The 25,447-nt window shown below is 46.7% G+C and carries 24 protein-coding genes; 4 read left to right on the top strand and 20 right to left on the bottom strand.

What is annotated here, in order from left to right:
* Window positions 1–121: 121 nt before the first annotated feature.
* From mnmA to nifS, 3 genes are all read right to left on the bottom strand, one after another.
* Window positions 122–1,201, bottom strand: a complete 1,080-nt coding sequence (gene mnmA / locus DW739_RS09755; protein ID WP_118742973.1) for a tRNA 2-thiouridine(34) synthase MnmA — start codon at window positions 1,199–1,201, stop codon at window positions 122–124.
* Window positions 1,201–1,638, bottom strand: coding sequence for a Fe-S cluster assembly scaffold protein NifU (gene nifU, locus DW739_RS09750; protein WP_022358753.1), 438 nt, complete (start codon window positions 1,636–1,638; stop codon window positions 1,201–1,203). The genes mnmA and nifU overlap by 1 nt, the downstream gene beginning before the upstream one ends.
* Window positions 1,639–1,702: 64 nt before the next feature.
* On the bottom strand, window positions 1,703–2,890 hold the full coding sequence (nifS, locus tag DW739_RS09745) for a cysteine desulfurase NifS (RefSeq protein WP_022358754.1): 1,188 nt from the start codon (window positions 2,888–2,890) through the stop codon (window positions 1,703–1,705).
* Window positions 2,891–3,671: 781 nt separating this feature from the next.
* Here nifS and DW739_RS09740 point away from each other — a divergent pair.
* Window positions 3,672–4,610, top strand: a complete 939-nt coding sequence (locus tag DW739_RS09740; protein ID WP_118471832.1) for a LysR family transcriptional regulator — start codon at window positions 3,672–3,674, stop codon at window positions 4,608–4,610.
* Window positions 4,611–4,829: 219 nt separating this feature from the next.
* Here the strand turns inward: DW739_RS09740 and DW739_RS15000 are convergent, their stop codons facing one another.
* Together DW739_RS15000 and DW739_RS09730 are read right to left on the bottom strand one after the other, a co-directional pair.
* A complete protein-coding gene (locus DW739_RS15000) occupies window positions 4,830–5,039 on the bottom strand; it encodes a hypothetical protein (protein ID WP_118471830.1) in 210 nt (69 codons plus the stop codon).
* Between the two features lie 10 nt (window positions 5,040–5,049).
* A complete protein-coding gene (locus DW739_RS09730; RefSeq protein ID WP_118471828.1) occupies window positions 5,050–5,433 on the bottom strand; it encodes a nuclear transport factor 2 family protein in 384 nt (127 codons plus the stop codon).
* A gap of 230 nt (window positions 5,434–5,663) precedes the next feature.
* Between DW739_RS09730 and DW739_RS09725 the strand changes: the two genes are divergently transcribed.
* Window positions 5,664–5,996, top strand: a complete 333-nt coding sequence (locus DW739_RS09725) for a helix-turn-helix domain-containing protein (protein ID WP_118570462.1) — start codon at window positions 5,664–5,666, stop codon at window positions 5,994–5,996.
* A 136-nt stretch (window positions 5,997–6,132) separates the two neighbouring features.
* Here DW739_RS09725 and DW739_RS09720 read toward each other — a convergent pair whose 3' ends face one another.
* The 10 genes from DW739_RS09720 to DW739_RS09675 all read right to left on the bottom strand — a co-directional run bounded on the left by DW739_RS09720 (window position 6,133) and on the right by DW739_RS09675 (window position 16,492).
* Window positions 6,133–6,678 (bottom strand): NAD(P)H-dependent oxidoreductase, encoded by a 546-nt coding sequence (locus DW739_RS09720; protein WP_118652971.1) that lies wholly within the window; start codon window positions 6,676–6,678, stop codon window positions 6,133–6,135.
* Window positions 6,679–6,796: 118 nt separating this feature from the next.
* Window positions 6,797–7,084 (bottom strand): antibiotic biosynthesis monooxygenase family protein, encoded by a 288-nt coding sequence (locus tag DW739_RS09715; RefSeq protein ID WP_182427973.1) that lies wholly within the window; start codon window positions 7,082–7,084, stop codon window positions 6,797–6,799.
* Window positions 7,085–7,185: 101 nt separating this feature from the next.
* The gene (locus DW739_RS09710) at window positions 7,186–8,523 is read right to left on the bottom strand and encodes an amino acid carrier protein (protein ID WP_118742972.1); all 1,338 of its coding nucleotides are present in this window, start codon (window positions 8,521–8,523) and stop codon (window positions 7,186–7,188) included.
* Between the two features lie 35 nt (window positions 8,524–8,558).
* Entirely contained in the window at window positions 8,559–9,302 is a 744-nt protein-coding gene (locus DW739_RS09705; protein ID WP_182427972.1) for a gamma-glutamyl-gamma-aminobutyrate hydrolase family protein, read from the bottom strand.
* A gap of 278 nt (window positions 9,303–9,580) precedes the next feature.
* Window positions 9,581–10,759: a pyridoxal phosphate-dependent aminotransferase gene (locus tag DW739_RS09700; RefSeq protein WP_107001267.1), complete on the bottom strand. Its 1,179-nt coding sequence runs from the start codon at window positions 10,757–10,759 to the stop codon at window positions 9,581–9,583.
* Window positions 10,760–10,888: 129 nt separating this feature from the next.
* Window positions 10,889–12,136 carry a dicarboxylate/amino acid:cation symporter gene (locus tag DW739_RS09695; protein WP_118742971.1) on the bottom strand — a complete coding sequence of 416 codons (1,248 nt, stop codon included), beginning with the start codon at window positions 12,134–12,136 and terminating at the stop codon, window positions 10,889–10,891.
* A gap of 273 nt (window positions 12,137–12,409) precedes the next feature.
* Entirely contained in the window at window positions 12,410–13,204 is a 795-nt protein-coding gene (locus DW739_RS09690; RefSeq protein ID WP_107001269.1) for an SDR family oxidoreductase, read from the bottom strand.
* A 233-nt stretch (window positions 13,205–13,437) separates the two neighbouring features.
* Entirely contained in the window at window positions 13,438–14,367 is a 930-nt protein-coding gene (locus tag DW739_RS09685) for a fumarylacetoacetate hydrolase family protein (RefSeq protein WP_118742970.1), read from the bottom strand.
* A 625-nt stretch (window positions 14,368–14,992) separates the two neighbouring features.
* Window positions 14,993–15,949 (bottom strand): LysR family transcriptional regulator, encoded by a 957-nt coding sequence (locus DW739_RS09680; RefSeq protein ID WP_117795998.1) that lies wholly within the window; start codon window positions 15,947–15,949, stop codon window positions 14,993–14,995.
* Between the two features lie 321 nt (window positions 15,950–16,270).
* Window positions 16,271–16,492 (bottom strand): DUF1858 domain-containing protein, encoded by a 222-nt coding sequence (locus DW739_RS09675; RefSeq protein ID WP_107001272.1) that lies wholly within the window; start codon window positions 16,490–16,492, stop codon window positions 16,271–16,273.
* Window positions 16,493–16,856: 364 nt separating this feature from the next.
* Here DW739_RS09675 and DW739_RS09670 point away from each other — a divergent pair, with 364 nt between their 5' ends.
* The gene (locus DW739_RS09670; protein WP_118742969.1) at window positions 16,857–17,813 is read left to right on the top strand and encodes a DUF3878 family protein; all 957 of its coding nucleotides are present in this window, start codon (window positions 16,857–16,859) and stop codon (window positions 17,811–17,813) included.
* Between the two features lie 92 nt (window positions 17,814–17,905).
* Here DW739_RS09670 and DW739_RS09665 read toward each other — a convergent pair whose 3' ends face one another.
* Genes DW739_RS09665 through DW739_RS09655 form a run of 3 tightly spaced genes read right to left on the bottom strand, consistent with a single transcriptional unit; the run spans window position 17,906 to window position 21,595 of the window.
* Window positions 17,906–19,630, bottom strand: coding sequence for an NADH-dependent [FeFe] hydrogenase, group A6 (locus DW739_RS09665; protein WP_333490944.1), 1,725 nt, complete (start codon window positions 19,628–19,630; stop codon window positions 17,906–17,908).
* Window positions 19,627–21,090, bottom strand: coding sequence for an NADH-quinone oxidoreductase subunit NuoF (nuoF, locus tag DW739_RS09660; RefSeq protein ID WP_181986212.1), 1,464 nt, complete (start codon window positions 21,088–21,090; stop codon window positions 19,627–19,629). Before nuoF ends, DW739_RS09665 begins: the two co-directional genes overlap by 4 nt.
* Window position 21,091: 1 nt before the next feature.
* A complete protein-coding gene (locus DW739_RS09655; RefSeq protein WP_107001275.1) occupies window positions 21,092–21,595 on the bottom strand; it encodes an NAD(P)H-dependent oxidoreductase subunit E in 504 nt (167 codons plus the stop codon).
* A gap of 436 nt (window positions 21,596–22,031) precedes the next feature.
* Between DW739_RS09655 and DW739_RS09650 the strand changes: the two genes are divergently transcribed.
* Window positions 22,032–22,832: a helix-turn-helix transcriptional regulator gene (locus DW739_RS09650; protein ID WP_118467018.1), complete on the top strand. Its 801-nt coding sequence runs from the start codon at window positions 22,032–22,034 to the stop codon at window positions 22,830–22,832.
* Window positions 22,833–23,018: 186 nt separating this feature from the next.
* Here DW739_RS09650 and DW739_RS09645 read toward each other — a convergent pair whose 3' ends face one another.
* Both DW739_RS09645 and DW739_RS09640 read right to left on the bottom strand, forming a co-directional pair.
* Complete coding sequence (locus DW739_RS09645; protein ID WP_117796001.1) at window positions 23,019–23,933, bottom strand: AEC family transporter; 915 nt, start codon at window positions 23,931–23,933, stop codon at window positions 23,019–23,021.
* 19 nt (window positions 23,934–23,952) lie between these two features.
* Window positions 23,953–25,248, bottom strand: a complete 1,296-nt coding sequence (locus DW739_RS09640; protein WP_118742968.1) for a Na+/H+ antiporter NhaC family protein — start codon at window positions 25,246–25,248, stop codon at window positions 23,953–23,955.
* Window positions 25,249–25,447 lie beyond the last annotated feature (199 nt).

The raw sequence follows: 25,447 nt of genomic DNA, 5'->3' as shown, positions 1-25,447 counted from the left end.
TACAGAAGATTCTAACCTCTCCATGATCCGCGCATTCACTGTTTCCAATCAATCGCATCGCAGCACAACTTTGATGCCGACAGAGATTTCTGCCCAATTAAAATCTTCTTTCATTTCTAAATTATTCGATCGTACCGCCGCCTACGACATATTCGCCGTCATAAAAAACGACTGCCTGTCCCGGCGTCGCCGCTCTCTGCGGCTCATCAAATACGCATTCCACCCGATCTTCGCCAATCTTGCGGATCGTACAGGATGCCCCTTTGTGGCTGTAACGAATCTTCGCACTGACGCGCATCTCCTGATCGTCCAGATCCTCAATCGCCATCCAGTTGAGGTTCCGGCAGGTCAGGCGGTTAGAAAAGACGTCCTCATTTTCCCCGATCACAACCTCGTTCGTCTCCGGACGGATCTCCGTCACGAACACCGGATGACCAAGTGCCAGATTTAAGCCCTTTCTCTGTCCCACTGTATAATGGGTAATTCCTTTATGATGACCTAAAATATTGCCGTACTTATCTACAAAATTGCCTTCGTCAATCCGGCAATTACTATTTTCCTCGATAAATTTTGCATAATCGTTGTCCGGCACGAAACAGATCTCCTGACTGTCCGGCTTGTGTGCCACCGGAAGTCCAATCTCCTCCGCCATCTCTCGAATCTTGTCTTTCGTATATTCGCCGACCGGCATCAAAGTGTGTGCAAGCTGATGCTGGGTCAGGTTATAAAGCGCGTAGGTCTGATCTTTCGCCGCCGTCGCAGACTTGCAGATCGCATAGCGGCCATTCGGCAGCTTTCTCACGCGCGCATAATGTCCCGTTGCAATATAATCAGCCCCAATTTCCAGACTTCTCTGCAAAAGGGACTCCCATTTTACATATCGGTTACAGGCAATACACGGATTCGGCGTGTGTCCGTCCAGATATTCCTGTACAAAGTAATCCATGACATTTTCTTTGAACTCTTTTTTGAAGTTCATCACGTAATACGGGATCTCAAGCCGTTCCGCAACCCGTCTGGCATCATCGACAGCGCTCAGACCACAGCAGCCGCTGTGCTCTTCCTGCTCTACATTCGTCTCATCCTGCCAGATCTGCATTGTGACGCCGATCACATCGTATCCTTGTTCTTTTAAAAGCCAGGCAGCCACGGAGGAGTCAACTCCTCCTGACATGCCGACTACTACTTTTTTCTTTTTCATCAATACTCTTCTTCGACGTCTTCCTCGCCGATATCCGTCTTCGGTTTTACGAGTCCTTTGATCTCAATGCCATTCTTCTGAGCATAATCCCAGAGAGCAGCGTGAATTGCCTCCTCTGCGAGCAGAGAACAGTGTACCTTAACTGGCGGAAGTCCGTCCAGTGCCTCCATAACGGCTTTGTTGGTAACTTCCATCGCTTCCTGGATGGTTTTTCCTTTTACCATCTCGGTCGCCATGCTGCTGGTCGCAACGGCTGCACCGCAGCCAAATGTTTTAAATTTTACATCCTGGATAATCTGGTTGTCATCGATATCCAGGTAAATACGCATAATATCACCGCATTTTGCGTTGCCGACGGTACCCATACCACTGGCATTTTCAATCTCGCCTACATTTCTCGGATGCTGGAAATGATCCATTACTTTCTCTGAATACATCGGGTATTTCCTCTCTATATCTTCATTCACTGTGGATGTTCATTTTGCTTAAAATGTCTAAATCTTACTGCTGCGGATGTTTCTTAATGTAATCCTCATACAGCGGAGACATAGAACGAAGACGTTCTACAATCTTCTTTAAGCAGTCTACCGTGAAATCAATCTGCTCCATGGTTGTCTCGGCTGACAGGGTCAGACGCAGGGAACCGTGTGCAATCTCATGCGGCAGTCCGATCGCCAGAAGTACATGGGACGGATCCAGGGATCCGGAGGTACATGCAGAACCGCTGGAACCACAGATGCCTTCCATGTCAAGCATGATCAGCATGGATTCACCCTCGATGAACTGGAATGCAAAGTTTGCATTGTTGGAAAGTCTCTGGGAGGGATGTCCGTTGAGGCGTGCAAATGGAATTTCTTTTAATACACGCTCGATCAGGTGGTCACGCATCGCTTTTTCTTTTGCTGTGCGCTCTTCCATCGTCGCCATCGCAATCTCAACTGCCTTGCCGAATCCTACGATACCAGCCGTATTCTCGGTACCGCCGCGGCGTTTACGCTCCTGTGCGCCGCCGTGGATGAAGGAACGAGTCTTTAATCCGGTACGGATATAAAGGAAGCCGGTTCCCTTCGGTCCATTTAACTTGTGGGCGCTGGAACTGAGCATATCGATATGGCACTCATCTACATTGATCGGAACATGACAAAATGCCTGTACCGCATCGGTGTGGAATAAAATGCCGTGTTTCTTCGCAATCTCACCAATTTCCTTGATCGGCTCAATCGTACCGATCTCATTGTTTGCAAACATAACAGAGATGAGGATGGTGTCCGGACGGATCGCCTTCTCCAGCTCGTCTAATTTAACAACACCGAACTCATCTACATCCAGATAAGTAACCTCAAAGCCTCTCTGCTCCAGGTACTCACAGGTGTGCAGAATCGCATGGTGCTCAATCTTGGTCGTGATAATGTGCTTGCCCTTTGCCTGATATGCCTCTGCTGTAGAAATCAGCGCCCAGTTATCAGACTCCGTGCCGCCGTAGGTAAAGTAAATCTCGTTGGACTTTGCGCCCAGCGCTTTCGCGATCGTCTCGCGAGCCTGTGCAATCGCTCTCTTCGGCTCTGCCGAAAATTCATAAACGGAAGACGGGTTGCCGTAATACTCCGTAAAATACGGGAGCATTGCCTCCACTACTTCCGGACGCGTTTTGGTTGTCGCCGCATTGTCCAGATAAATCAACTGTTTCATAACTAATAAATCCGCCTTTCTTCTTAGTGTATGCACGCCTGCCTTTATTGTGATTGTATCACACGGAATCTCACGGCAGGAACTCCCCGCCTGTAAACATTTGCTGCGTACATAGTTTGTAGCAATAAAGGTAAAAGCTTCATCTACGTTCTTTATTATTATATAGGAAAATTGAAAAAATACAAGCAAGAATGAGCGGGTTTTTGAAAAAACCTAGTTGAAAATGGGGTATATAATGTGCTCAAGCTATTCCACCTTACTTATCCAGACAATAAAAAACCGTCCAGCTAGGAGGGGTCAACTCCTGACTAAACGGTTTTTTATTAAATCTTTGCTCCACTTCTGCCTTGAAATCCGTTACCCAATCGGCAGCAATTCCGTGGAAACGCATGTTATCCTCCAAGAGGGAATCTTCGGATAACTGCTGTAGTGCTGTCATTGGCTTCTGACCGCACATGGAGGGTTGATGCAATAGGGTTTACATAAATAAAAAGAAATAAACTGGTAACGGATACCTGTCAATACTTATACATACAAGGGATTGGTATAGAATCAGGTCGGTTCTTCACTTGACATATCGCTATTGTAATATTATTATATATTATTAGGATACTTCTAAGTGAAAACTCTTGTTTTTTCCTGATGGCTATAATATAACACGCATCAACTTGAAATACCATCCCCGGAACGAGAATATAAATATTGTTTTTTTACAATAATATAAGCATTTAAAAATAGTCCTATAAAGCAAAGGCTAATTAAGCCAAATGGAGGCGGAAAAATGTATATTAAAAACCCGGAGTATTTTATTACCACCGTCCGTGAGGGAAGCATTTCCAAAGCGGCTGAAAAATTATATCTGTCACAGCCATATTTAAGCCAGTGTATCGCACGAACCGAAAAAGAATTAGGCGTCAAGCTCTTCGATCGCAGCCATATGCCACTCAAACTAACTGAGGCAGGAAAAATCTATATGCGTTATCTGGAAAGTGTCGGAGTCCTGACCGGGCAGTTTGAGGAACAGCTCGGCGAGCTGAAAACGGGACGCAGCCGTACTCTGAATGTCGGCATGACGCTGTGGCGCGGATCCGTCCTGCTGCCGGATATCCTGCCAAGCTACTCTGAAAGCCACCCGGATGTCCGCATCACCTTACGTGAACACCACACCGCTCAGCTCTCCAAGCTGTTACAGGAAGATCAGATCGATTTCGCCCTGATGAATATGCCGCTCAATCTGGATGATTTCGTCTATGACACCGTCTTCAATGAGCGCCTCCTTCTGGTAGCCAGCAAGGACCATCCGGCTATCCGCGGTCTGGAAGCAGGCACTCCGGACCATCCGCTTCCAATCGACATGAAAAAGCTGCGCCGGGAACGCTTCATCCTGCTGCAGGAGGATCAGGTCATGGGACACGCCATGAAAAACCTCTTTGCCAAGATGAATATGGAACCAAAGGATGCCCTATACACCACCAGCAGTACGACTTCGGTCAACCTGGCGGCAAGAGGGTTCGGCATCACTTTCCTCCCGGAAGGCGGAATCCGCCACACTGCCCACGTGGAGCAGCTTGCATTCTTCACCGTAGACAATCCACCGTTCAGCGTGCCGCTGCTGCTTTTATATAAGAAGAACAGCATTATTTCACCACACGCGAAGGATTTTATCGATATGGTGAAGGAGTATTACCGGAATCTGGAAGCAAACAAAATAAAAGAATAAAGCCATAGGCTCTATTAAGCACAAAAAGCACATGAAAGTCTTCTATTGTTCCCAAATGTCTTTCATGTGCTTTTCGCATTTGCTTCTTCTGCTTAAACTTCCTCTTGATCCAGCTCCAGTCCTTTGACCATATTTTCGAATTCATATAGTAGGTCAATATACTCTTTTGCCATGTTCCAAACAGGCTGCCACATCTCCCTCCATGTGGCAGCCTGCTCATCACTTTTTCATCAATCCTGCACTGCTCTTCCATGCCATCATCATAATATCCACTGAATCATCATATAGGTTGGCATTAGAAATAGATATGGGTTTACTACAAAGCTTTTTCATCTTTTCCTCACTTTCTATTTCGGTATGATTAAAAAGTTTCCTATCATCCAAAATATGCGCAGCAGTTACAAGAACCGCTGCGCCAAATCCAAACAACTATTTTTAATTACCGCTGAATCGTGTTGGAATTCTGATTGTATGCTTTCGCTACGCACTTCCATTCACCATTCATCTTTAACAGAAGCAATACATCTGTGAAATCAATCCGATTGCCCCAGCCTTCTTCCAGAACACGTACAACCGCAAGTGATTCCTCTACCAGAAGTACATCAACGCGGGCTTTAAAATTGTCTCCACCAGGAACGGTATCTACATTATGATAAAACTGCTCAATCGAACCATGCTCCAGTTTTCCATCCAGATAGCCAAACAGAACCGCTTCATCGGTAAACAGCTCTTTCGCATATTTACTGTTTCCCTCTGCGACACTCTTAACAAATTTCATTGCTGCTTCTTCTACCGCCTGGTACTCTTTTAATTCTGCTCTCATAATCGTTTCCTCCTTAATGAATACATTTTAATTTTATGTAAAGCAATTTGCCTTATATGTTTATTTTCTTTCGCGGTGTCCAAGCTGTTCATGTAAGAGGACATCCATCCGCACATTCTTTTCGGTTCAAATTGACTTTACTTAATAACTATATTATAATTATATCAATAATAATCAAAAGAACAAGTACGCACATAAAAGTGCAATACTAACCAAAAGGAGAGTGTAAAATGGAGGCCCGCTGCATATCAAAAGAACAATTGGAAACCACTGGATTTAGCTACACACTGTCATTAATCAACGGAAAATACAAAATGACCATCCTCTATACCCTGATGGAATTTGGTGTCGTCCGTTTCAATGAAATGAAAAAGTATATCGGTGGAATTTCTTACAAAACACTTAGTTCTACCCTAAAAGAACTTGAAATGGATCAATTAATTCATCGCGAAGAATACCCACAAATTCCTCCAAAAGTAGAATACAGCTTAACCGAGCGCGGAAAGTCCCTGATTCCCATTTTAGACGGAATGTGTGACTGGGGTGACAAGCATCGGCTATAATTTCATACCCACAAACGCCATCCTGGCTTTTCTTCTAAAAAGTGATGGCCGGCGTTTGTGCTCTTCACTCCGCTCTTCCATTCAAATATGCCTTTGAACCGTTTATTTTCCGAAAATGGGCAGCAATAGACATAAATTAAATGCTTTTTCCTAATTCATATGCCTGTTCCACTTCTTTTTTCCCGTCAACGTCTCCCGGCATCATATTGCCGCCCGCCAGGACATGGCCCAGATTTTTCCATCTTAAATGTTCCATCAGGTGATCGTAATATACCACCGCATCCTCAAACCCATTTCCTTCCGCTGCCATCAGAAGTGCAGATGACTTATTGCCGCGAAGGTAATTTTTATTTCCTTCTTCAAGTGCAAACAAACGATCCACTGCCGTCCGGAGCTGCCCACTCATATTCCAATAATATAGCGGTGATGCCATAACAACGACATCTGCCTCTTTCACCGGCTGATAAATCTGCTGCATATCATCTTTTTGGACGCAGGGATATTCTTCCTCATTTTTTCCTCCAAAACATCCTTTACAGCCATGGATCTCCATCTTTCCAAGCCGGAAAATCCGGACGGTATTTCCGGCCTCCTCGGCGCCTTTTGAAAATGCATTTACTAATGCAGCTGTATTTCCCTTTTCCCTCGGGCTTCCATTTAAAATTACAATTTTCTTATTCACAAACTCTTCCTCCATGCTTGAATATATATCAATACTCTGCCCCCTATTTCCGGAGCAGCCAAAAGACATTTAGGTAATTCTATCCTAAATGTCCTTCAGCTTTACCATTTACCGGCCTTTATTTTTCATAGACATCTGATACTTCTGCTTCTACATATTTTTTATAAAGCTCATTCCACTCATTCTGAACCAGTTCAGAGCTGCAATGCGCTTTAAAATCAGCCTCCTTTTCCCAGGCATCGGATACTACCATTTTATCAGAGTCCGTGATCGATTCACCAATCTGATAATAAATATTACCCTTTTGCTTGCGGAAGTTTTCAATCAGCTGCAAGCGTCTGAGTTCCGCTGCGTATTCACTTCTTTTCCCGCTTTTAATCGTCAGTACTGCAACAAAGTTTGTCATCTTTCCATCTACCATTTATTTAATACTAATACTTTCAAGTTTACACGTTTTTGCATTTCAATAGTGCCGATTACACTGCAACCATCCACAAAATCATCCTCTTACGCCTCTACTTCCCCATTTTTCAGACGTTTAAAGTAATCAAGTGTCAGTTCCCGCATTTTCGGAACCCAGAACATAATGCCAATGACATGAACTAAAATTATAATCATATTTCCGACATCTACCCACGGCAGAGCTGCATCTACACCAACCGTTCCGCCTAAGAAGCAAAATACAACTACCAGCACCTGCATTATTTTTCTGGCTGCTTTACCGAGCAGGTTCTCTGCCAGAATTCCGGAAGAAGTTGACATGGATAACGCCGAGGATGCTGCAAACAAAATCAAGCTGATGGAAGCTACCAGTCTTCCGATTAAGCCAATCGTGCCAAATGCATTGATTGCAAGGACAGAACCCGGAGCACCTGTTGTCCATGTTCCAGTTACCAAAATAACCATCGCACTGAATGTACAGATAACCATCGTACACATGAATACTTCAAAAATACCGAACATTCCCTGTTTTACCGGTTCATTGGTATTCGCCTGGGCATGAAGGATACTTGCACTTCCGTTTCCGCCATCATTCGAATAAACACCTCTTGCGCATCCATTTTTAATCGTAGCTGAGAGCGCCGCTCCTGCAAATCCGCCGGTTGCTGCCGTTCCGGTAAATGCGTTCGTAAAGATAGATACAAATGCTGGAACAAAATTTTGAATATTTAAAATAATCAGGATTGCTCCCGCTGCCATGTAAATAAATGCCATCGTCGGGACCAGTTTATCGGTTACCTTTACCAGGGCACCTAATCCGCCCAGGAGAACTGCAATAATAATCACGCAGCAGATAATGGTTGTAATCATTGGTTGGACGCCAAACGTAGCAACGGATGATGTAATGGCTCCTGTATGTACGCCGCAGCCAATTCCCATACCAAAGCAACAGGATACCGCCCAAATCCATCCAAGCGGTTTCCATATCTTCGCCAGATAAATATTGGCTCCGCCACGCCACTGTCCATTTTCATCTTTCTGCCGTGTGTAAACGCCCAGCAGAGCCTCCGCATATTTTAAAGCCATCGCGATAAATCCAATCACCCACATCCAAAAGACAGCTCCCGATCCACCCAGTGCAATTGCGCTGCCGACACCAATGATGTTTCCTGTTCCGATCGTGTTGGCCAGTGTAGCCACCATAGCCGACCAGCTGGAAATACCTGATTCATCCTTATGATGTGCTGCATCTCCAAAGGTTGTCTTAAGCATATGTCCAAAATGCTTGATCTGTACAAAATCGCAGGCGACCGTGATAACCAGACCTCCGCCAATCAGAACAATCAGCATCGGAAGTGTCCACATCCACCCAGTAAACGCCATAATTGCATTATAGATTGCCATACGTATCTCCCTTCTTAATAAGCTCTGCTTTCTTATTACTCGTACATAGATGCAAAATATACAAACATCCGATCCTGATCCAACGTTCCACTAACCGGATCCGCATGCATCAGTTCCGGATGCCACTGAACCGCGATAATCGGAAGTTCCTTATGGACCATTCCCTCTATAATGCAGCTTCGTTTACACTCCACTTCAACTTTTTCTTCATTTTCAATTTTTCTCATCCATTCTTCTTTTTCTTCTTTTGAAAGGATTCCGGAAAACCATACCTGGCCAATCTTAAATCCCTTTCCCGGCTTCTTAACCGCCTGATGATGTGCAGAGTTTACAATTCCGCTCGCCCCATACATCAGCTCAAACGGTGTTCTCCGGATATTAATCGTATTATGCAGCTTAATTTCACCTGACTCATATGTATGCATATTGCCTTTTTCCAGATCCTGGATAATGGTTCCTCCAAAATATATGTTGACAAGCTGCATTCCTCGGCAAATCGCTAAAATTGGTTTTTTAGCCTTAACGGCCGCGTCCACAACTGCAAGCTGAAGCTCATCCAGTTCCCGGTCCAGATTTTTGCTGCCCTGGTTCTCTTCCCCATAGAGAGCCGGGTCCACATCCGGAAGACCGCCTGGAAACAAGATGCCATCGCACTCTTCAACCACCTTCGGATCCAATGAAATAACCAGTTCTGTATCCAGATTTTTCATCGCATCTGAAATGCCATCATACATCCCGTGTTCGTCTCTTTCTCGTTCTACATACATGACTTTTTTCATTTGTTTGTTCCCCTCCTGTTTTGTCATTATAATAATTTTTTTGCAAAGCGATCTTTCTATAAGCTTGCTCCTATACAGCATTTGCAGTTCTCTTCCTCTTAAGAACTGTTCAAGTTGAAGGATCATGTCTCCAGTCATTGACAAACATCTGTAAAGGACAAACTGTAAAGCAAAATAATACGCAGACAGGTTGCCACACCTTCTGGATATGACAACCTGCTCAAGTTTTTTATATGTGTATTAGGTTGTATGAAGTCTATTTCTCTATAATTCTAAAATTACTTACGAATCTTCTCCACAAATTCCTTCAGTCTCTTGCATCCCTCAACAACATTCTCATAGCTGTTTGCAAAGGACATACGGATATAGTGGTCGCCTTCGCTTCCGAATACATCGCCCGGTACCATTGCTACCTTGGCATTTTCAAGAAGCAACGGGGCAAATTCCTGTCCACTCATGCCGAGTTTTTCGATGTTGATGAAGATGTAGAACGCACCCTTCGGGCAGCGGCAGCTCAGTCCGTCGATCTCGTTGATTGCTTTAACTGCATAGTCGCGGCGTCTCTGATACTCTTTTACCATGTCTGCTACTTCGTTCTTCTCTTCTTTCAGCGCTACGACGCCGGCTTTCTGTACGAAGGAACTTGCACAGGTAACCACGTGCTGATGCAGCTTATTGACAGTCTTGACAATCTCTTCGCTGCAGGCTGCGTAGCCGAGACGCCAGCCGGTCATGGAGTATGCTTTGGAGAAGCCGTTTAATGTGATGGTTCTCTCCTTCATGCCCGGAAGAGAGGCGATGCTGATGTGTTTTGCATCATCGTATAACAGTCTCTCATATACCTCATCTGATATAATCATGATATCGTTCTTCACAGCAATCTCTGCCAGTTCTTTCAGCACATCCTCTGCCAGCACACCGCCGGTCGGATTGCTCGGAGTGATAAGAACGAGTGCCTTGGTCCGTGGGGTAACCTTTGCACGAATCTCATCCAGATCAATCTGGTAATCATTCTCCTCTTTCAGTGTATAGGTAATCGGAACCGCGCCCAGAAGCTTCGGAACATTTAAGTAGTTTAACCAGCCCGGATTCGGAACCAGAACCTCATCGCCCTCGTCGAGAATTGCTGCCATGACATCAAAAACTGCCTCGGAAAGACCTACACTGACGATGATCTCAGTCGGTTTGTACTCTACATTGTTCTGCGTCTTTAATTTCCAGGCAATCGCCTCCCGCAGCTCCATGGTACCAAAGTTGGAAGTATAGAATACATCGCCTTTTTTGATATCCTCGATGCAGGCATTCTTGATGTATTCCGGTGTATCGAAATCCGGACGTCCTAACTCAAAGTGAATGACCGTCTCTCCTGCGCGCTCCATTGCCAGCGCCTTTTCGTTTACTTTACGGATTCCAGACGGAACCAGTTCATCCATTCTTTTTGCGAATAATTTATCCATAATAAAATCTCCTTTTCATTCTGCATATACTCTCAGATTCTCATTGGTCCGCATCTGCTGACACTTTTCCAAGAATATTTTATTTTTCCTGGTAGCCGGCCGGAATTCCGTTTTTCTGTTCTCCAGCCCTTACGCTGCCTTTGTCTCGGTTTCCGCACCAGTTTCCAGCGTATGCATCATGCCCTCGCTGCGTGCTACCACCATAGTGGTTACCACATCACCGGTTACGTTAAAGGTTGTATTTGCCATATCAATCAGTCGGAAGATACCGGCAATCAGACCTACAATCTCCAGCGGAAGTCCCATGTTCGTCAGAAGAATCGTGGTCATGATGATCGCGCCTCCCGGAACACCCGGACAGCCCATAGCTACTAATACAGTAGAAATAATAATGTTTACCAATGCGGACGGTGTCAGGTTCATTCCATAAATCTGTGCCGTCATTACGATAGCCGCTGCATAGTAGATACATCCACCATTCATGTTGATGGTTGCGCCAAGCGGCAGGGAGAACGATGATAACTCGGAAGATACGCCAAACTCATCATTCGTAACAGAGGTTGTGATCGGAAGAGAACCGCTGCTGCTGGTGGTGCTGGCCGTTACAACCCATACTTTCCAGATACCCTGCAGCCATTTCTTTACCGGGAACTTTGCCAGAAGCGCTACCATCGGAATATACATCAGTAAAACAAGGATTACATCGGAAGCATAAACCGTGAGAATCAGCTTTCCGAGCGGTCCAAAGATTTTCAGACCATATGCACCAACTGAATCTGCTAACAGTGCACATACACCAATCGGAGAAAACTCCATAACAATGGCTGTGATTTTATACATTGCATTGGCACAGCTCTGTACACCTGCTAAAAGGCGTTCCCCCTCTTTTCCCATCATGATAAGTGCTACGCCTAAGAATACCGAAAATACGATAATCTGCAGCATATTTGTGTTGGTAAAAGAAGTGAAAATGTTGGATGGGAACATATCGATTAACGTATCAATGATACTCGGCATCGCCTGCGCCTCATAATCAGTCGATTGTGATAACGCGGTTAAATCAAATCCTTTTCCTGGATTGATGATGTTTGCCATGATAAGCCCTAATCCTACACAGAGTGCAGATGTCAGCGCATACAGTCCAACCACCTTCACGCCAATGTTCCGAAGCTTTTTCAAGTCTCCTAAGCTCGCGACTCCCGCTGTGATGGAAAAGAATACCATCGGAACGACAATCATTTTAATCATATTTAAAAAGATGGTTCCCAGAGGTTTTACAATGGTTGCTTTTTCTCCAAATACGAGTCCGATGACAATACCAAGGCCAAAACCGATGAACGTCTTTGTCGCCAAGCTCAATTTCTTTTTTTCTTTCATGAATATTCCCCTTCTTATGCAATACCCTCACTTACTGTTCACACATATGTGACCACCATGTTGTTTCACAGCACTTTCTATTTCAAAAGTGCCTGCTTTAAACAACCTCCTCTATGCTATATTCTCTCCCAGATTTCATTTCCCCAAATGTCCTCCGGGAGAGAGGTATCTGCAGTTCCGGGTAAATTTCCCAATTCACCTGCAAAACATGCCTTCCGTGAACTCTTCCGGATGTCCTGCATTCCGGAAATGCATCTTTGCCATGTTTTGCAATTAGTATGCTCTTGTCATCGCACCGTCTAACAGGATGGTCTGACCAGATACGTATGTATTTGCCTCGGAGCACAGCCATGTAGCCAGACGTCCGTATTCATCGATGGTGCCGTAGCGTCCCATCGGGAACTTCTTCAGGTCTTCCTTCTCGTAATCTGCTACGCTGATGCCAGCCTTGTCTGCACGCATCTTGTTCAGATTCTCAATTCTTGCGGTGCCGATACGACCTGGTCCAATGACATTGACTAAGATATTGTCTTTGCCGACCTCACTCGCCAGGGTCTTGCTCATGCCGACAACGCCCATTCTCATGGTATTGGAAAGAATCAGGTTGTCCAGGCAGTCCTTAACGGAAGAAGAAGTTGAGTTTACGATACGGCCGCCGCCGAGACGTTTCATGGACGGGAGTACCGCACGGATGGTTCTTACGTAGGAGAGCAGGCACATCTCAAAAGCACCCTCCCATGCCGCATCATCAAAGCTTACGAACGGTCCCGGCTTCGGACCCGGACACATATTTACGAGTGCGTAGATATCGCCCAGTGTTTCAACGGTGTGTTTTACAAGTGCCTCGATGTCCTCCGCCTTGTTAACATCGCAGAGGAAGGTCTCCGGACGGTTTCCGGTTTCTTTCTCAATCTCAGCCTGTGCTTCCAGAAGCTGATCTTTAAACGGTTCTGCGGTACAAATCATAACCTTTGCACCTTCTCTTGCCATCTCGGTTGCAATTCCCTTGCCAAGTCCGGCTGCTGATGCCATACAGAGAACTACTTTGTCTTTTAATCCTAAATCCATGTTGCTACCTCCTGCTTAAAATGAATATATAAAATGATTTGAATGTTCTTTTTGAATTTTTCGTTTTTTTGAAGTATCTTATTTCCCAAATGTATCTGATATGTGTCAGTTTCTTGGAATTGGGATGGCGCTTTCACGCCATCCCCGGTACATATTACAAGGTGATTCTATTTGGGGGAAATCACCATGCAGCCCGTTTTTATCTCCATCCATCACGGATGAAATCTCATTTTTTACGCTTCTTTCTCCGGATGTTTCTTTAAATCAACAACCGGGTTTACAAGTGGTGTCATCTCGAATCCGTCCGGTCCGGTGATGCGGCACTCTGCTACATCGCCATCCTGGATGTGGAACGCTCTCGGTGTTCCGGTGGAAAGGATGTCTCCGGCGTACCAGCCCTGGATGCTGCTGTGCAGGGATACCAGACGCGGCGGTCTGTGGGTCATGTTTGCTACTACGTTTTCTGCATGAACTTCACCGTTGTGAACACTCTGAACCAGAAGTTCATTGACATCCGGTACCTCATCCGGGGTTACAAGCTCCGGACCGAAGGAGAAGAAGGTCGGGAAGTTCTTTACGATAGTTAAATATCTCGGATTGCCGCTTACATAATCATTTCCCTTTAAGATGGATTCCTCGGTCATATCAAGGATGGTGGTGTAACCGACGATGGCATCCTGCCAGTTTTCTTCGGATACATCTCTGCAATCCTTGCCCATGATGATTCCAAGCTCAGCCTCTGCGGTGGTTTTCTGTGCTTCTTTTAACTTCGGAAGCAGGATTTCATCGCCCGGACCAATCAGGGTGTCTGCCTGCTTGAAGAAGCTTCCCGGAAATCCCTTCGGAGCTGCAGAACCGATGTCTCCGGCATGGTCTACATAGTTAAGGCCGATACCAAAGATACGTTTCGGGTTGCGGTAGAGCGGTCCGTATACAACTTTCTCGCTCGGAACCAGTCCCGGAATACTTTCCAGCTCTTCCTTGCCGCCTGCGTTATACCATTTTGTCAGTCCCGGAATCTGCTGCTTCTGGATGAGACTCATGACATCCTCGGCCCATGCAGTTCCCTTTGCTGCATTCAGTGCCTCAATCGGAAGCACTCCATTCTTTAAGACGATACCGGCTTTTTCTGTTCCGTTCACTTTGATAGTTGCAAATCTCATATGGTTTCCTCCTTTATCTGTCAGAGATTGCTTCTTCAGAAGTTCTATTTGTCTGTTTCTTTTCATTTTGTTTCAGCGTCTGAAACCCAACCTCTTGAAGCTCTCTGTTTCTTTCTGACATTACTTTACCATTCCCACCAAAAATGTTCCAACTCTCTTTCGAATATGGACGTATAGGTAAATGGTTATGGACCATAACGTGTCTAAAATGATACTTGACCTTCCCTAATAAGCGAAAATACGCCTGGATACAGGCTTTCCTTGTAGTTGGAGGAAGTGGAAATGCCTGTTCCAGACGTATGATTTTAAATATATATAATCGTTTTATTATGGCTTTTATAAGTTAATCATTCTAGTAGTATGTTTGATGTCCATAGGAGAATCCTTATGCCTGTCCATGGCACTGAGAATTTGAACACTTATTTTAATATGCAGCCTTGAAAAACGGCACCAGTGCAATCGCTTTCGCACAGTCATGGGAATAGCCGCCGCCCAGGCTCTGCATCCGAGTTTCTATTTTTTCAGCTACGGGATATACTCTAGCATTTTATCTGATAAAAATCCAAGTCACTTTTAAATATGGCTCTATAAGCAGATTCCTATCAATATTTTATGAAATTTTAAACTATTTTTTAGCCAGTAGAATGTATTTGATAAAATCATCCACTGTTGCCCCCACGCCCGGATAGCGCTTCATCGACAAAAGGATTGCACGCTTTGCCAGCGGATCGCCAATCTTGTAATAACAGAGTTTTTCCGTTTTCTCTGTGTATTTCAGCAGTGCATCCCTAAAAAAGATGATACCGGACTGTCCGCTCCGCGCCACATTATAGGCAGTCTGAAGCTGATCAAAATACATAATCACCTTCGGCTCGAAACCAGCGTGGGCACAGATATCCATACTCCTTTTATAAGAATCCTGATTCTTTTTCAGCATCAGAAATGGTTCTTTCGAGACTTTGGAAAGGTCCACCGCACGCACCGCTTCATCCAGAAAACTCCGCTCCAGGATTGATTCCCTGGAGATCTGAAACTCTTTCAGCTTCTCATTCACAGCAAAGGAAGCAGGAACCGCCATAATCATATACTCATACCCCAGCGTCACACTCTCAAACATCTCCGGGTCGAGTGCCTCGACATCCATCGTGATATCAAACTGCCCGGTTCTAAGCCCCGCATCCATCCCTGAAATATCCGTCTCCGTCACGTTGATCCGGCACTTTGGATTCAGTCTGCAATAGCCCCGGATCACCTCCGGAAGAAAATACGCACAGAAATATCCGGAGCTTCCGATGTTAATCACACCGGAACGGATACCCGCCAGCTCTGCAAAATGCTGCTCCATCTCATTGCTGAGCTCGTATATCTTCCGCGTTTTTTCCAGATAATACTGCCCCGCCGGGGTCAGTGCCACCGGGTTCACATTCCGGTCAAAAAGCGAGATCCCATATAACTCTTTCTCAATCTTTTTAATCGCACCGCTGAGCGCCGGCTGGGAAATATAGAGTTTCTGGGCTGCTTTTGAAAAACTTCCTTCCTTCGCAATTTCCATCACGTATTCATACTCACGCTTACTGAACATACTCCCATCCCTCCATTGTATCTCTATGTACTCTATCAGCTACCCGCTTTTATCCGGTTATATGTTTTAGTCTCTCTCCCGGAAAAAAAGTAAAAATATTTTTATCGCAATTATAACGGGTTCTTTTTATCACGTCAATTCTGTAATGTATACTATTTTTACACAATTTTCAGTCTCTAAACAACAATCCGAGCATTTTTCACTCTTGCTTTATGAGGCGTTCTTTCCTATAAAACAACGAAAAAGACGCTATGCTGAAGCCTCATTACTTCGTACACAGCGTCTTTTTATCCAGAATTTTATTAAAATCTAAAATTTGAATTATTCAGCCTGCTCAGACTCTTTCTTTGCGTTCAGGTACTCCTGGATGTTTGCCATAACCTCGTCTGCGTTCAGACCGTGTACCATGCAGGCCTCCTCCAGAGACTCACCGATCGAAGACGGACAGCCAACACAGTGCATGCCTGCCTCCATCAGAACATATGCAATACCCATATCATACTGAAGCATCTCGCCCATCGTGGTTGCTTTTGTGATTTCCATGATAAATTTTCCTTTCTATTCATACTTGCAGTCTCTTACGCAGCTTTGCGGTTTTCACCGCCGCTGCAAAAACACCGCGATTATTCTTATGCTTTCTTATATTAACACGAATCGCGCGGTTTTACTATCTTTTTTTGTGAAACATAGAAAATGTTACGATTCACTGGAAAAATTTTTCTGAGCTGAAAATTTTGTACAATCCGGCAGCAGCATTGCTCTTCTCTTGCATCCTCTTCTTATTTCTCTTATAATTACCATGATTGTTCTATGTTTTCCTGTATTGAGAATACGATAGTCACTGGCTCCGTTTTTCTGCCTGTGTCGGAAAACATTTTGATTTTTATACATTAAGGAGTTTTATAAAATGGATCCCTTTTCCATGTTAGAATTACTATTATCCGAAAACCAGTTCGAACTTATTCTCCCGGAAAACGGCACTTCTGCTCCCGACACGATCCGCCTGGTTTACCTGATGAATGATGCAGTCGAAAGTTTCCTTCTCTTCCACAACGCCCGCCTGACCGGTACCTACGATCCGGCATACGAGGGCGAACTCGATGCCCTCTTAACCCAGGATGAAAACGAACGCTACGCCCTGATCGTCCATCAGGGAGACTCGGTTGTCACACTCTTTTTCGAAGATCTGACTCTCGAAAATCACTACTATGACTACAGTCAGATCGGGCACTTCTGGATGAAAGGCTACGAATACCTCCGCCAGCTCGAATACCGCATCGCCATCCTGCGCGACAAACTCGACTATCTGGGGGAAAACTCCTGCAACGCAAACGAGCGGGAGCTTGCCTCCCTCGCGGAATTTCCTCCGCTAAACGTCTGCTGCTACCCGACGGTCCCGGAAAAATACCGCGTCATCCGTGAAAATCCCTGGCATCTCTCCGAAGACGCTTCGCGCGTCTTCCAATCCATCGCCGTCGAAGCCGGTGATCCAAAACTGCTACATCGCCTGAAAGACTATGAGCAGCACCCCACCAAGCGCCGCGCCCGTCAGATTGCCCGCCTCCTGCACCGGAACGCCCATGCCAAGACAGTCGATCTCCTGACCCGAAAGCTTCAAAAAGCCTCTTCCGCCTACCCGTCCCGCACCTTCGGAAAAGCCCAGCAGACCCGTCACCTGGCTCTCGAACTTCTTGCCAAAAAAAGGCAGAAAGAGCTTGAAAAGCGCGGCATCCGCTCCGAACTGCTACGTGAAGAACCCTTTACGACAGCGCAGGATTCGATTGAATTTAAGATGCATTTAATGATATGGGAGAAAGGGATTTTGAACCGTAAGACGAGGATTGAAACCTGGGAGGAGCCGTAGTGGGACGTGAAAAACCTGAGAGCGGCAGCACTGGAAGCCGTTCTCAGGTTTTCACCTTGTTTTTAAGAAAATGATGGTTGGAATAAAATAATTTATTGCAACAGATCCTGCCGGTTGCAGTACTCTGTATGCAGCAGCTTATGTGACAGCTCCCCGCACGGTTCTCCCAGATACGTCTCATAAATTTTCTGGATCGCCGGGTTCTTGTGCGACTGTCTGACCGGAAGCTCTGCCTCTGCCTCATAGATGGCTTTCTTCCGCTTCTCCATGATCGACCATGTCTTAGGCGGATTTCCACCGCCGCCGATGCAGCCGCCCGGACATGCCATGATCTCGATAAACTGATAATCGGCGGTTCCGTTTTTTACCTTTTCCAGCAAAACTTTCGCATTTTTAATGCCATGTGCCACCGCTACCTTGATGACTCTGCCGTTCAAATCAACCTGTGATTCCTTGATTCCCTCGAAGCCGCGGACCGGTGTATAGTCGAGATGTTCCATCTCTTTGCCGGTTACCACCGCGTAGACGGTGCGGAGTGCCGCCTCCATGACGCCGCCAGTCGCACCGAAAATAAGTCCCGCGCCGCTTCCTTCGCCAAATGGATCGTCAAACGGTGTATCCGGAAGCTCGGCAAAATCGATTCCACCGGCACGGATCAAGGCAGCCAGTTCCTGAACCGTGATGGAAATATCCACATCCTGGTAGCCGCTGTCCTTCATTTCCGGACGGGTACACTCAAATTTCTTTGCTGTACATGGCATAACCGAAACGCTGCAGATATCACCCGGATCGATTCCCTCGCGCTTTGCAAACCAGGTTTTAATCAGCGCGCCGAACATCTGCTGCGGAGATTTCGCCGTCGATAAATGCTTTGTATACTCCGGTGCATAGGTTTCACAATATTTGACCCACGCCGGACAGCAGGAGGTGATCATCGGCAGGGTTCCGCCGTTCTGCAGGCGGTTCAAAAGCTCGGTTCCTTCCTCCATGATCGTCAGATCGGCAGAGAAATCGGAATCGAATACCTTGTAAAATCCCAGGCGCTTGAGAGCCGACACCAGACGTCCTGTGCTGACAACGCCCGGCTGTTCGCCCAGTGCCTCCGCCAGCGTAATGCGGACGGACGGAGCCACCTGAATAATCAGTTTTTTGCCTAATTCTTTCTGGCGATATAATCCGTAGGTATGATAATGCACCGTCAATGCGCCGGTCGGACACACCTGCACGCACTGGCCGCAGTTAATACAGTTGGTATCAGCCAGTTTTTCCCCATAGGCCGGGGCGATCAGCGTATGGAATCCACGGTTTTCCTTCGAAAGGACGTTGATTCCCTGAATCTCATTGCAGACCTCCATACAACGCCCGCACAGAATACATTTCTGCGGATTCCGCATGATGGCCGGGGAACTCCAGTCCTCCTTCTGATGGCGGAGCTGCTTGTCATAGCGGATGTCCAGATGCATACCAACATCCTGCGCTACCTTCTGCAGATCGCATTTTCCATCCTTCGGACATACAAGACATTCCTGCGGATGTCTCGCAAAAATCAGTTCCAGAATATTTCTTCTCGCTTTCAGTACCTTCGGGGATGCCGTCTGCACGACCATTCCCTCCGAAACCGGTGTACTGCACGCGGTCGGAAGAAGTCTCTGTCCTTCTACCTCAACCACACAGATACGGCAGACCGCCTTGATGCTCAAATCCTCATGATAGCAGAGAGTCGGAATGTGGATACAGGCTTTCTTCGCCGCCTGGAGGATCGTCGTTCCTTCCTCCACCTCTACCGGCTGTCCGTCGATTGTCAGATGTACCATCATGCTTCTCTTCCTCCTCTCCGCTCAAATCGTCCCGCGTAGGATGTTCCCCGGCTGCGATGTCTCGCATACGCGTCATACGAATCATACATGACATCGCGTTCACCGACTGCTGCACGCCGTCTTCCCATCCGGCTGTTTCCATCGTTTCTATAATCTTCTTCTGCTTCATAAATTCCTTCCGCCACGGCTGCCTGAGCGCAGACCGGGCAGTAATCGCGGTCGATGTGCGCCAGATATTCCTTACGGAAGTTCTGGATACTCGTCTGCACCGGAACTGCGGTCGAATGTCCCAGGCCACAAAGTGCGGTCAGGCGCATCGTCTCCGTCAGCTCATCGATTTTTTCCAGATCCGGCAGAGTCGCCAGCCCCCGGCTGATGCGGGTTACCAGGTTGTAAAGCTGCTGGCCGCCCTCGCGGCACGGTGTACATTTTCCGCATGACTCGCCGCGGAAGAAGTCCAAATTGTTTCGCACAATATCTACAATACAGTTGCTGTCGTCGATGACCAGAATCGTACCGCAGCCAAGACGTCCGCCGGATGCCGAAACTGTATCAATATCCAGAGTCATATCGATCTGATCGGCATTGATGATCGCACCGGAGGTACCACCGGTCTGCACGCCCAGAAGCCCTTTTCCATCCGCGATGCCGCCGCACACTTCATAAATGATATCTTTGAGGTTCACGCCCATCGGAAATTCAAATACGCCCCTGCGGACTACATTTCCACAGACCGTAAAAAGCTTTGTGCCAGGGCTGTTCGCTGTGCCGATGCTGCGGTACCATTCCGCTCCGTTTAAGAGGATCGGTGCAATATTCGCCAGCGTCTCTACGTTATTTAACATGGTCGGTTTTCCAAAGAGTCCGTGAATGCTTGGAAACGGCGGACGGAAACGTGGCTCGCCTCGTTTTCCCTCAATGGACTCAAACAATGCCGTCTCCTCGCCGCAGACGTAAGCACCCGCACCGGAGCGGAACTTGATTTCAAAGTCAAAACCGCTCTCCATCATATTTTTTCCTAAAAATCCGCGTTTTTCCGCATCCTCCAGCGCATCTTTTAATACCGGGAACAAATATGTATACTCGGCTCTCAGATAAATATATCCGGTATGGGCGCCGACTGCTTTTCCAGCAATCGCCATGCCCTCGAAGACCGCACACGGGTCGGTCGAGAGAAGAATCCGGTCTTTATTCGTTCCCGGCTCTCCCTCATCGGCGTTACAGACGATGTATCTCGTTGGGTCAGATGCGTGGGCGGTAAACTCCATCTTGCGATAGGTCGGGAATCCCGCACCGCCGCGTCCACGAAGTCCGGAGGCGCGGATCACATCGATAATCGCTTCACTGTCCATCGAAAGTGCTTTTTTCAGCGCTTCAAATCCGCCGCGGTCCGCATACTCCTGTGAACTTCTCGGATTAATCTTGCCGCGGTTTTTCAGCAATACGTGCATTTCCTCCATACTATTCCACATCCTCCCGTATATATTGTTTGATAATATCCCGCACCGATTCCGGCGTCAGGTTGCCGTACACGTGCTCATTGATCATGATCGCCGGGGATATTTCACAGAGTCCCAGGCAGGGACAGTATTCCAGGGTGAACCTTCCGTCCTCGGTCGTCTCCCCGATGCTGATGCCGAGCTGATCCTCCAGCGCCTGAACGACTGCCTGCGCCCCATGTACGTGGCACGGCGCGCTCTTGCACATCCGGACAATGTAGCGCCCCCTCGGTTTTACCGACAGCATCGCATAAAAGGTGATGAAACTGTACACCTTGTTCATCGGAATATCCATCTCCCTGGCGATGACTGACGCCACCTCCTTGGAAAATGCCGACACAACCTTCTGCGCCCGGATGATCACTGTCATCAGCATATCCGGTCTGCCCTTGTATTCCGCCGCAATCGCAGCCACCTGTACCAGCTTTGAAGCCGGTGTCTTATATACATAACTGTCCCTGTCCATCCTGCTCCCTCACTTTCAGTTTGTATTTTTCCAAACTTATTTTTTGTTTGACTAACTGTCTGTTTGATTTTTTCTCAATTATAGGGATGCACTGACAAATTGTCAAGAAAAACTTACAGTTTGGTTTGTTAATTGACAAACAGTTTGTCTGAGAGTATGATGAAAGAAACAGGTTTGCTCTCATTTCCCGTTATCTTGTACCTGAATTTTTGATTTTTAAACAAAAAAGGAGAACATTCTCTTATTTATGTTCCCTATCTACTAACTTTTTTCTATAGAAACAGGATTGACGCAGCAAAATGAACGCGATAAAATTTTTTTCAGGAACTTTGACAAAAGAAAAACAATCCCTGTACATTTCATTTCCCGAGTTATTTTAAGCCGCAAAATTTTGCAATACACACTCGGGGCACAGAGCACCCCAAAGGAGGTATTCATGGAAATTTCCAACTACATGGACTTTCAGTTTCTCATCCGTTTTCTCGAAGGACTTCAAAAGTTTCTCGGAGATAACTGTGAGATCATCGTCCACGATTACCGCAAAGGCTACGATCACACGATCGTCTACGCATTCAACTCACAGCTAAGCGGACGCGACGTCGGCGGTTCCCCGCGCGGCGGCATGATCACACAGCTTGGCAATGATATCGAGCCGCTCAAGCATTCGATCATTTCCCTCGATACCAGCCAGAAAGACCGGCTTTTTAAGTCCTGCACAACGCTCATCGAGAACGAACATCACAAAATTATCGGATCTGTCTGCTTAAATATGGATGTTCGCGATCTCTATCTGGCACAGAGCGCCCTGCAAAATCTGATCGGACGCCCGGGCACCATCGGCGTATCGGCAGCTGTGGGCGCACAGATCGATGGCATGTCTGGCTGCACACCATCCGGAATGGCTTCTGATGGCACCTTTTCCGGAACTGGCAGCACGGACGGCACGAATGGCGCAAATCAGGCAGCCATGTCTGACCGCGACTTTATTCTCAAAAAGAATGTCGATGATATTTTACAGCACTATATTTATCAGGCAGAGTCCATGATCGGAAAACCGATGATGCTGATGAACAAGGAAGAAAAGATTCGTGCACTCGACTATCTTGACCAGAAAGGCGTCTTCAAGATCACAAAAACCAGCCTGCTCCTGTGCGACGCGATGCAGATTTCCAAGTATACACTGTATAATTATCTGGAAGAAGCGCGGATTTCACGAAAGAGTGAAACGAATGAATAAGAATCATAAACTAATTCTTTCAACCTCTGTTTGCTTAACCTTTAATTCATTTTAAAATATAAAAGACCTGAAGAGCAGCCATTTACCGCACCTTTCAGGTCTTTTTATATTCATTTACCATATTTACATTATTTTCTCAATTTTTCTAGTATTCTTTCTATTATTGTTGCTTCTTACCTATTCTTTTTATCCTATAAACAGACACCACGCCGGAATCGTAATCATCGAAATCAACGTCGTGAGCACTACCGTTTTCGCTGCAAACGGTGCATCGCTGTCATAGCGCGCCGCAAAGATCGCTGCAGTTGCACCGGCTGGCATTCCCGTCATGATGACTGCCACACCTGCTGCCACCGAATCCAATCCGGCCGCCAGGCTGATTCCATATGCTAGAAGCGGAAGAAGGAACAGACGGAGCACACTGAATTTGAGGGCCGTCGGATTAATAATCTCACGCAGTTTCACATCGGTCAGAATCGTACCGATAATAAACATCGTCAGCGCCGAGTTACAGTTTCCAATGTAGGTAACCGTCGATTTCAGCACGCCCGGAAGCTGCAGCTGTGTCGCCATCAGGAACATACCGATGTAGACACCGACCAGACACGGGTGCGTCAGGACATTTCTCAATACCTTTTTCCGGTCAGAACCGCCTCCAACAAAATAGGATGTACCCGCCGACCACATGACAACGCGCATCGGAATCAGGAAAATGGATGCGTAGAGAAGTCCCATACTTCCATATACGCCTTCCGCAACCGGGTTTCCAAGGAATCCGCCGTTGGAAACGATCGTACAGTATTGAAGCACCTTCCGGTGCTGCTCTGAATATTCCTTAAACAGCACTTTGTTGAGTGCCACACAGACAAGCTGCAAGACAAATCCAACCGCCAACAGCAACCCGCACGTTTTAAAAATCGAAGCATCAAATGAAATCAGGCACGATTTCACAATATTGCAGGGAATCACGATATTCACGCAGAGATCCGTCAGACATTTTTCGCCTTCCTTGCTGATGATCCCTCGACGTTTCAGTACCGCACCCGCCAGTATCATCAGGAATAAGGAACCCTGTAGGTTGCAAAGTTCGAGTAAATTCATATGGCTCTTCCTCCTTTTCCTACGACCTTCTTATGAGACGAACCAAAAAACTCCAGATCGGCAGTATGTACAGATACGACGCCACCACCACACTCGCAATCGGAGCACCGACGGCTGCCAGAGGAACGGCTCCGGCGATCGACCACGGAACCAGCGGTGCCAGCACAACCGCCGTATTTTCCAGATCGATTGCAAATCGTTTATTATCTGGATTTCCTTCCTTGCAGAGCTGATGGGTCAGCATGATCGAAAGCGTCTGGTTACAAGCGATCATGGAAGCAACTGCCGCCACCGCAAAGGTCGCACCAAACGGAGTAATTTTCCGGCTCAACGCCTCTATTTTCCCCTGAATCGGCTTCAAGAGCCCAGTTCCCTCGAAAATTCCTGCATAACAGGAGGACAGGCTCACAATCGCAGCCACCTTAATCATTGATTTCAGTCCGCCGCCGTTCATCATAGCATTGAGCGCCGGATCGCTTGCCTGATAACCGGTCAGGCACATCTGTAAAATTTCTTCGATTGTCCGCCCCTGCAGCACCACGCTCAGAAACGCCGCCAACACAATGCTGATCAGCATCGTTTTCTTGACCTCCACCCGGAACACAGACAGCACCAGGATAATCGCCGCCGGGATTACCGCGCTCCAATGAAGTACAAAACGATTGGAAAACAGCCCTTCCACATCCATCCGTCCGTTTCCGGCACTCATGGAACGTCCCACTATATAATAGAGAATACATGTAGCCACAAATGGCACCAGCGATGTCTTTATCATTTCGCGGATATTTTCATAAATATCCGTCTTCGTCAGCACACAGACAAGATTCGCGCTGGACGATACCGGTGAACAGCGGTCGCCAAAATAGATGCCAGAAAGAATCGCGCCGCCGATCCAGAACGGGTCAAGCTCCATCGCACGTCCCATCGCCATACAGATAACGCCCATCGTCGCGCCGGTTCCAAAGGAGGTTCCGGTCAGGATCGACACCATACAGTTAAGAAGGAACGCGATCACCAGAAATGCCGACGGCGACACCAGCTTCGACGACCAGCACACGATCACGGCGATCGTGCCGGATGCCCGCCACAGCGCTGTGATAAAGCCAATAAGTCCGAAAATCATCAGGATATTGCGGACGGTTTTAACGCCGGAAAGCGACATTTTTCCGAGTTCCGCAAGGCTGTGCTTCCGAATCAAACCGTACACACAGAAGATCAGATAGCCGCCCGCCAGCGCCCAGAGCACCGATACGCCGGTAAACACGCAGCCTGCCAGCGCCGCGATAAATGCAAGTAATACAATTCCCTCCAGCATACTTCCTCTCTCTTTCCTACCAACCTGTTATTTTTCATCATAATCTTTTGTTTTTGATGTTTTTAGTATATTCCTGTTCCACCTTAATGTCCATCTGTTATTTTATGTATTAAATACAGCTAATTTTTGTATCTTACGCAAAAAATCCCTGCTTTTTCTCTATTCGTTTGTTTCTTGATCTAAAAAAGAAGACTTCCCA

The sequence above is a fragment of the Clostridium sp. AM28-20LB genome, from assembly GCF_003480665.1.
Taxonomy (GTDB): domain Bacteria; phylum Bacillota; class Clostridia; order Lachnospirales; family Lachnospiraceae; genus Otoolea; species Otoolea fessa.
This window is presented reverse-complemented; position numbering and strand designations above follow the sequence as displayed.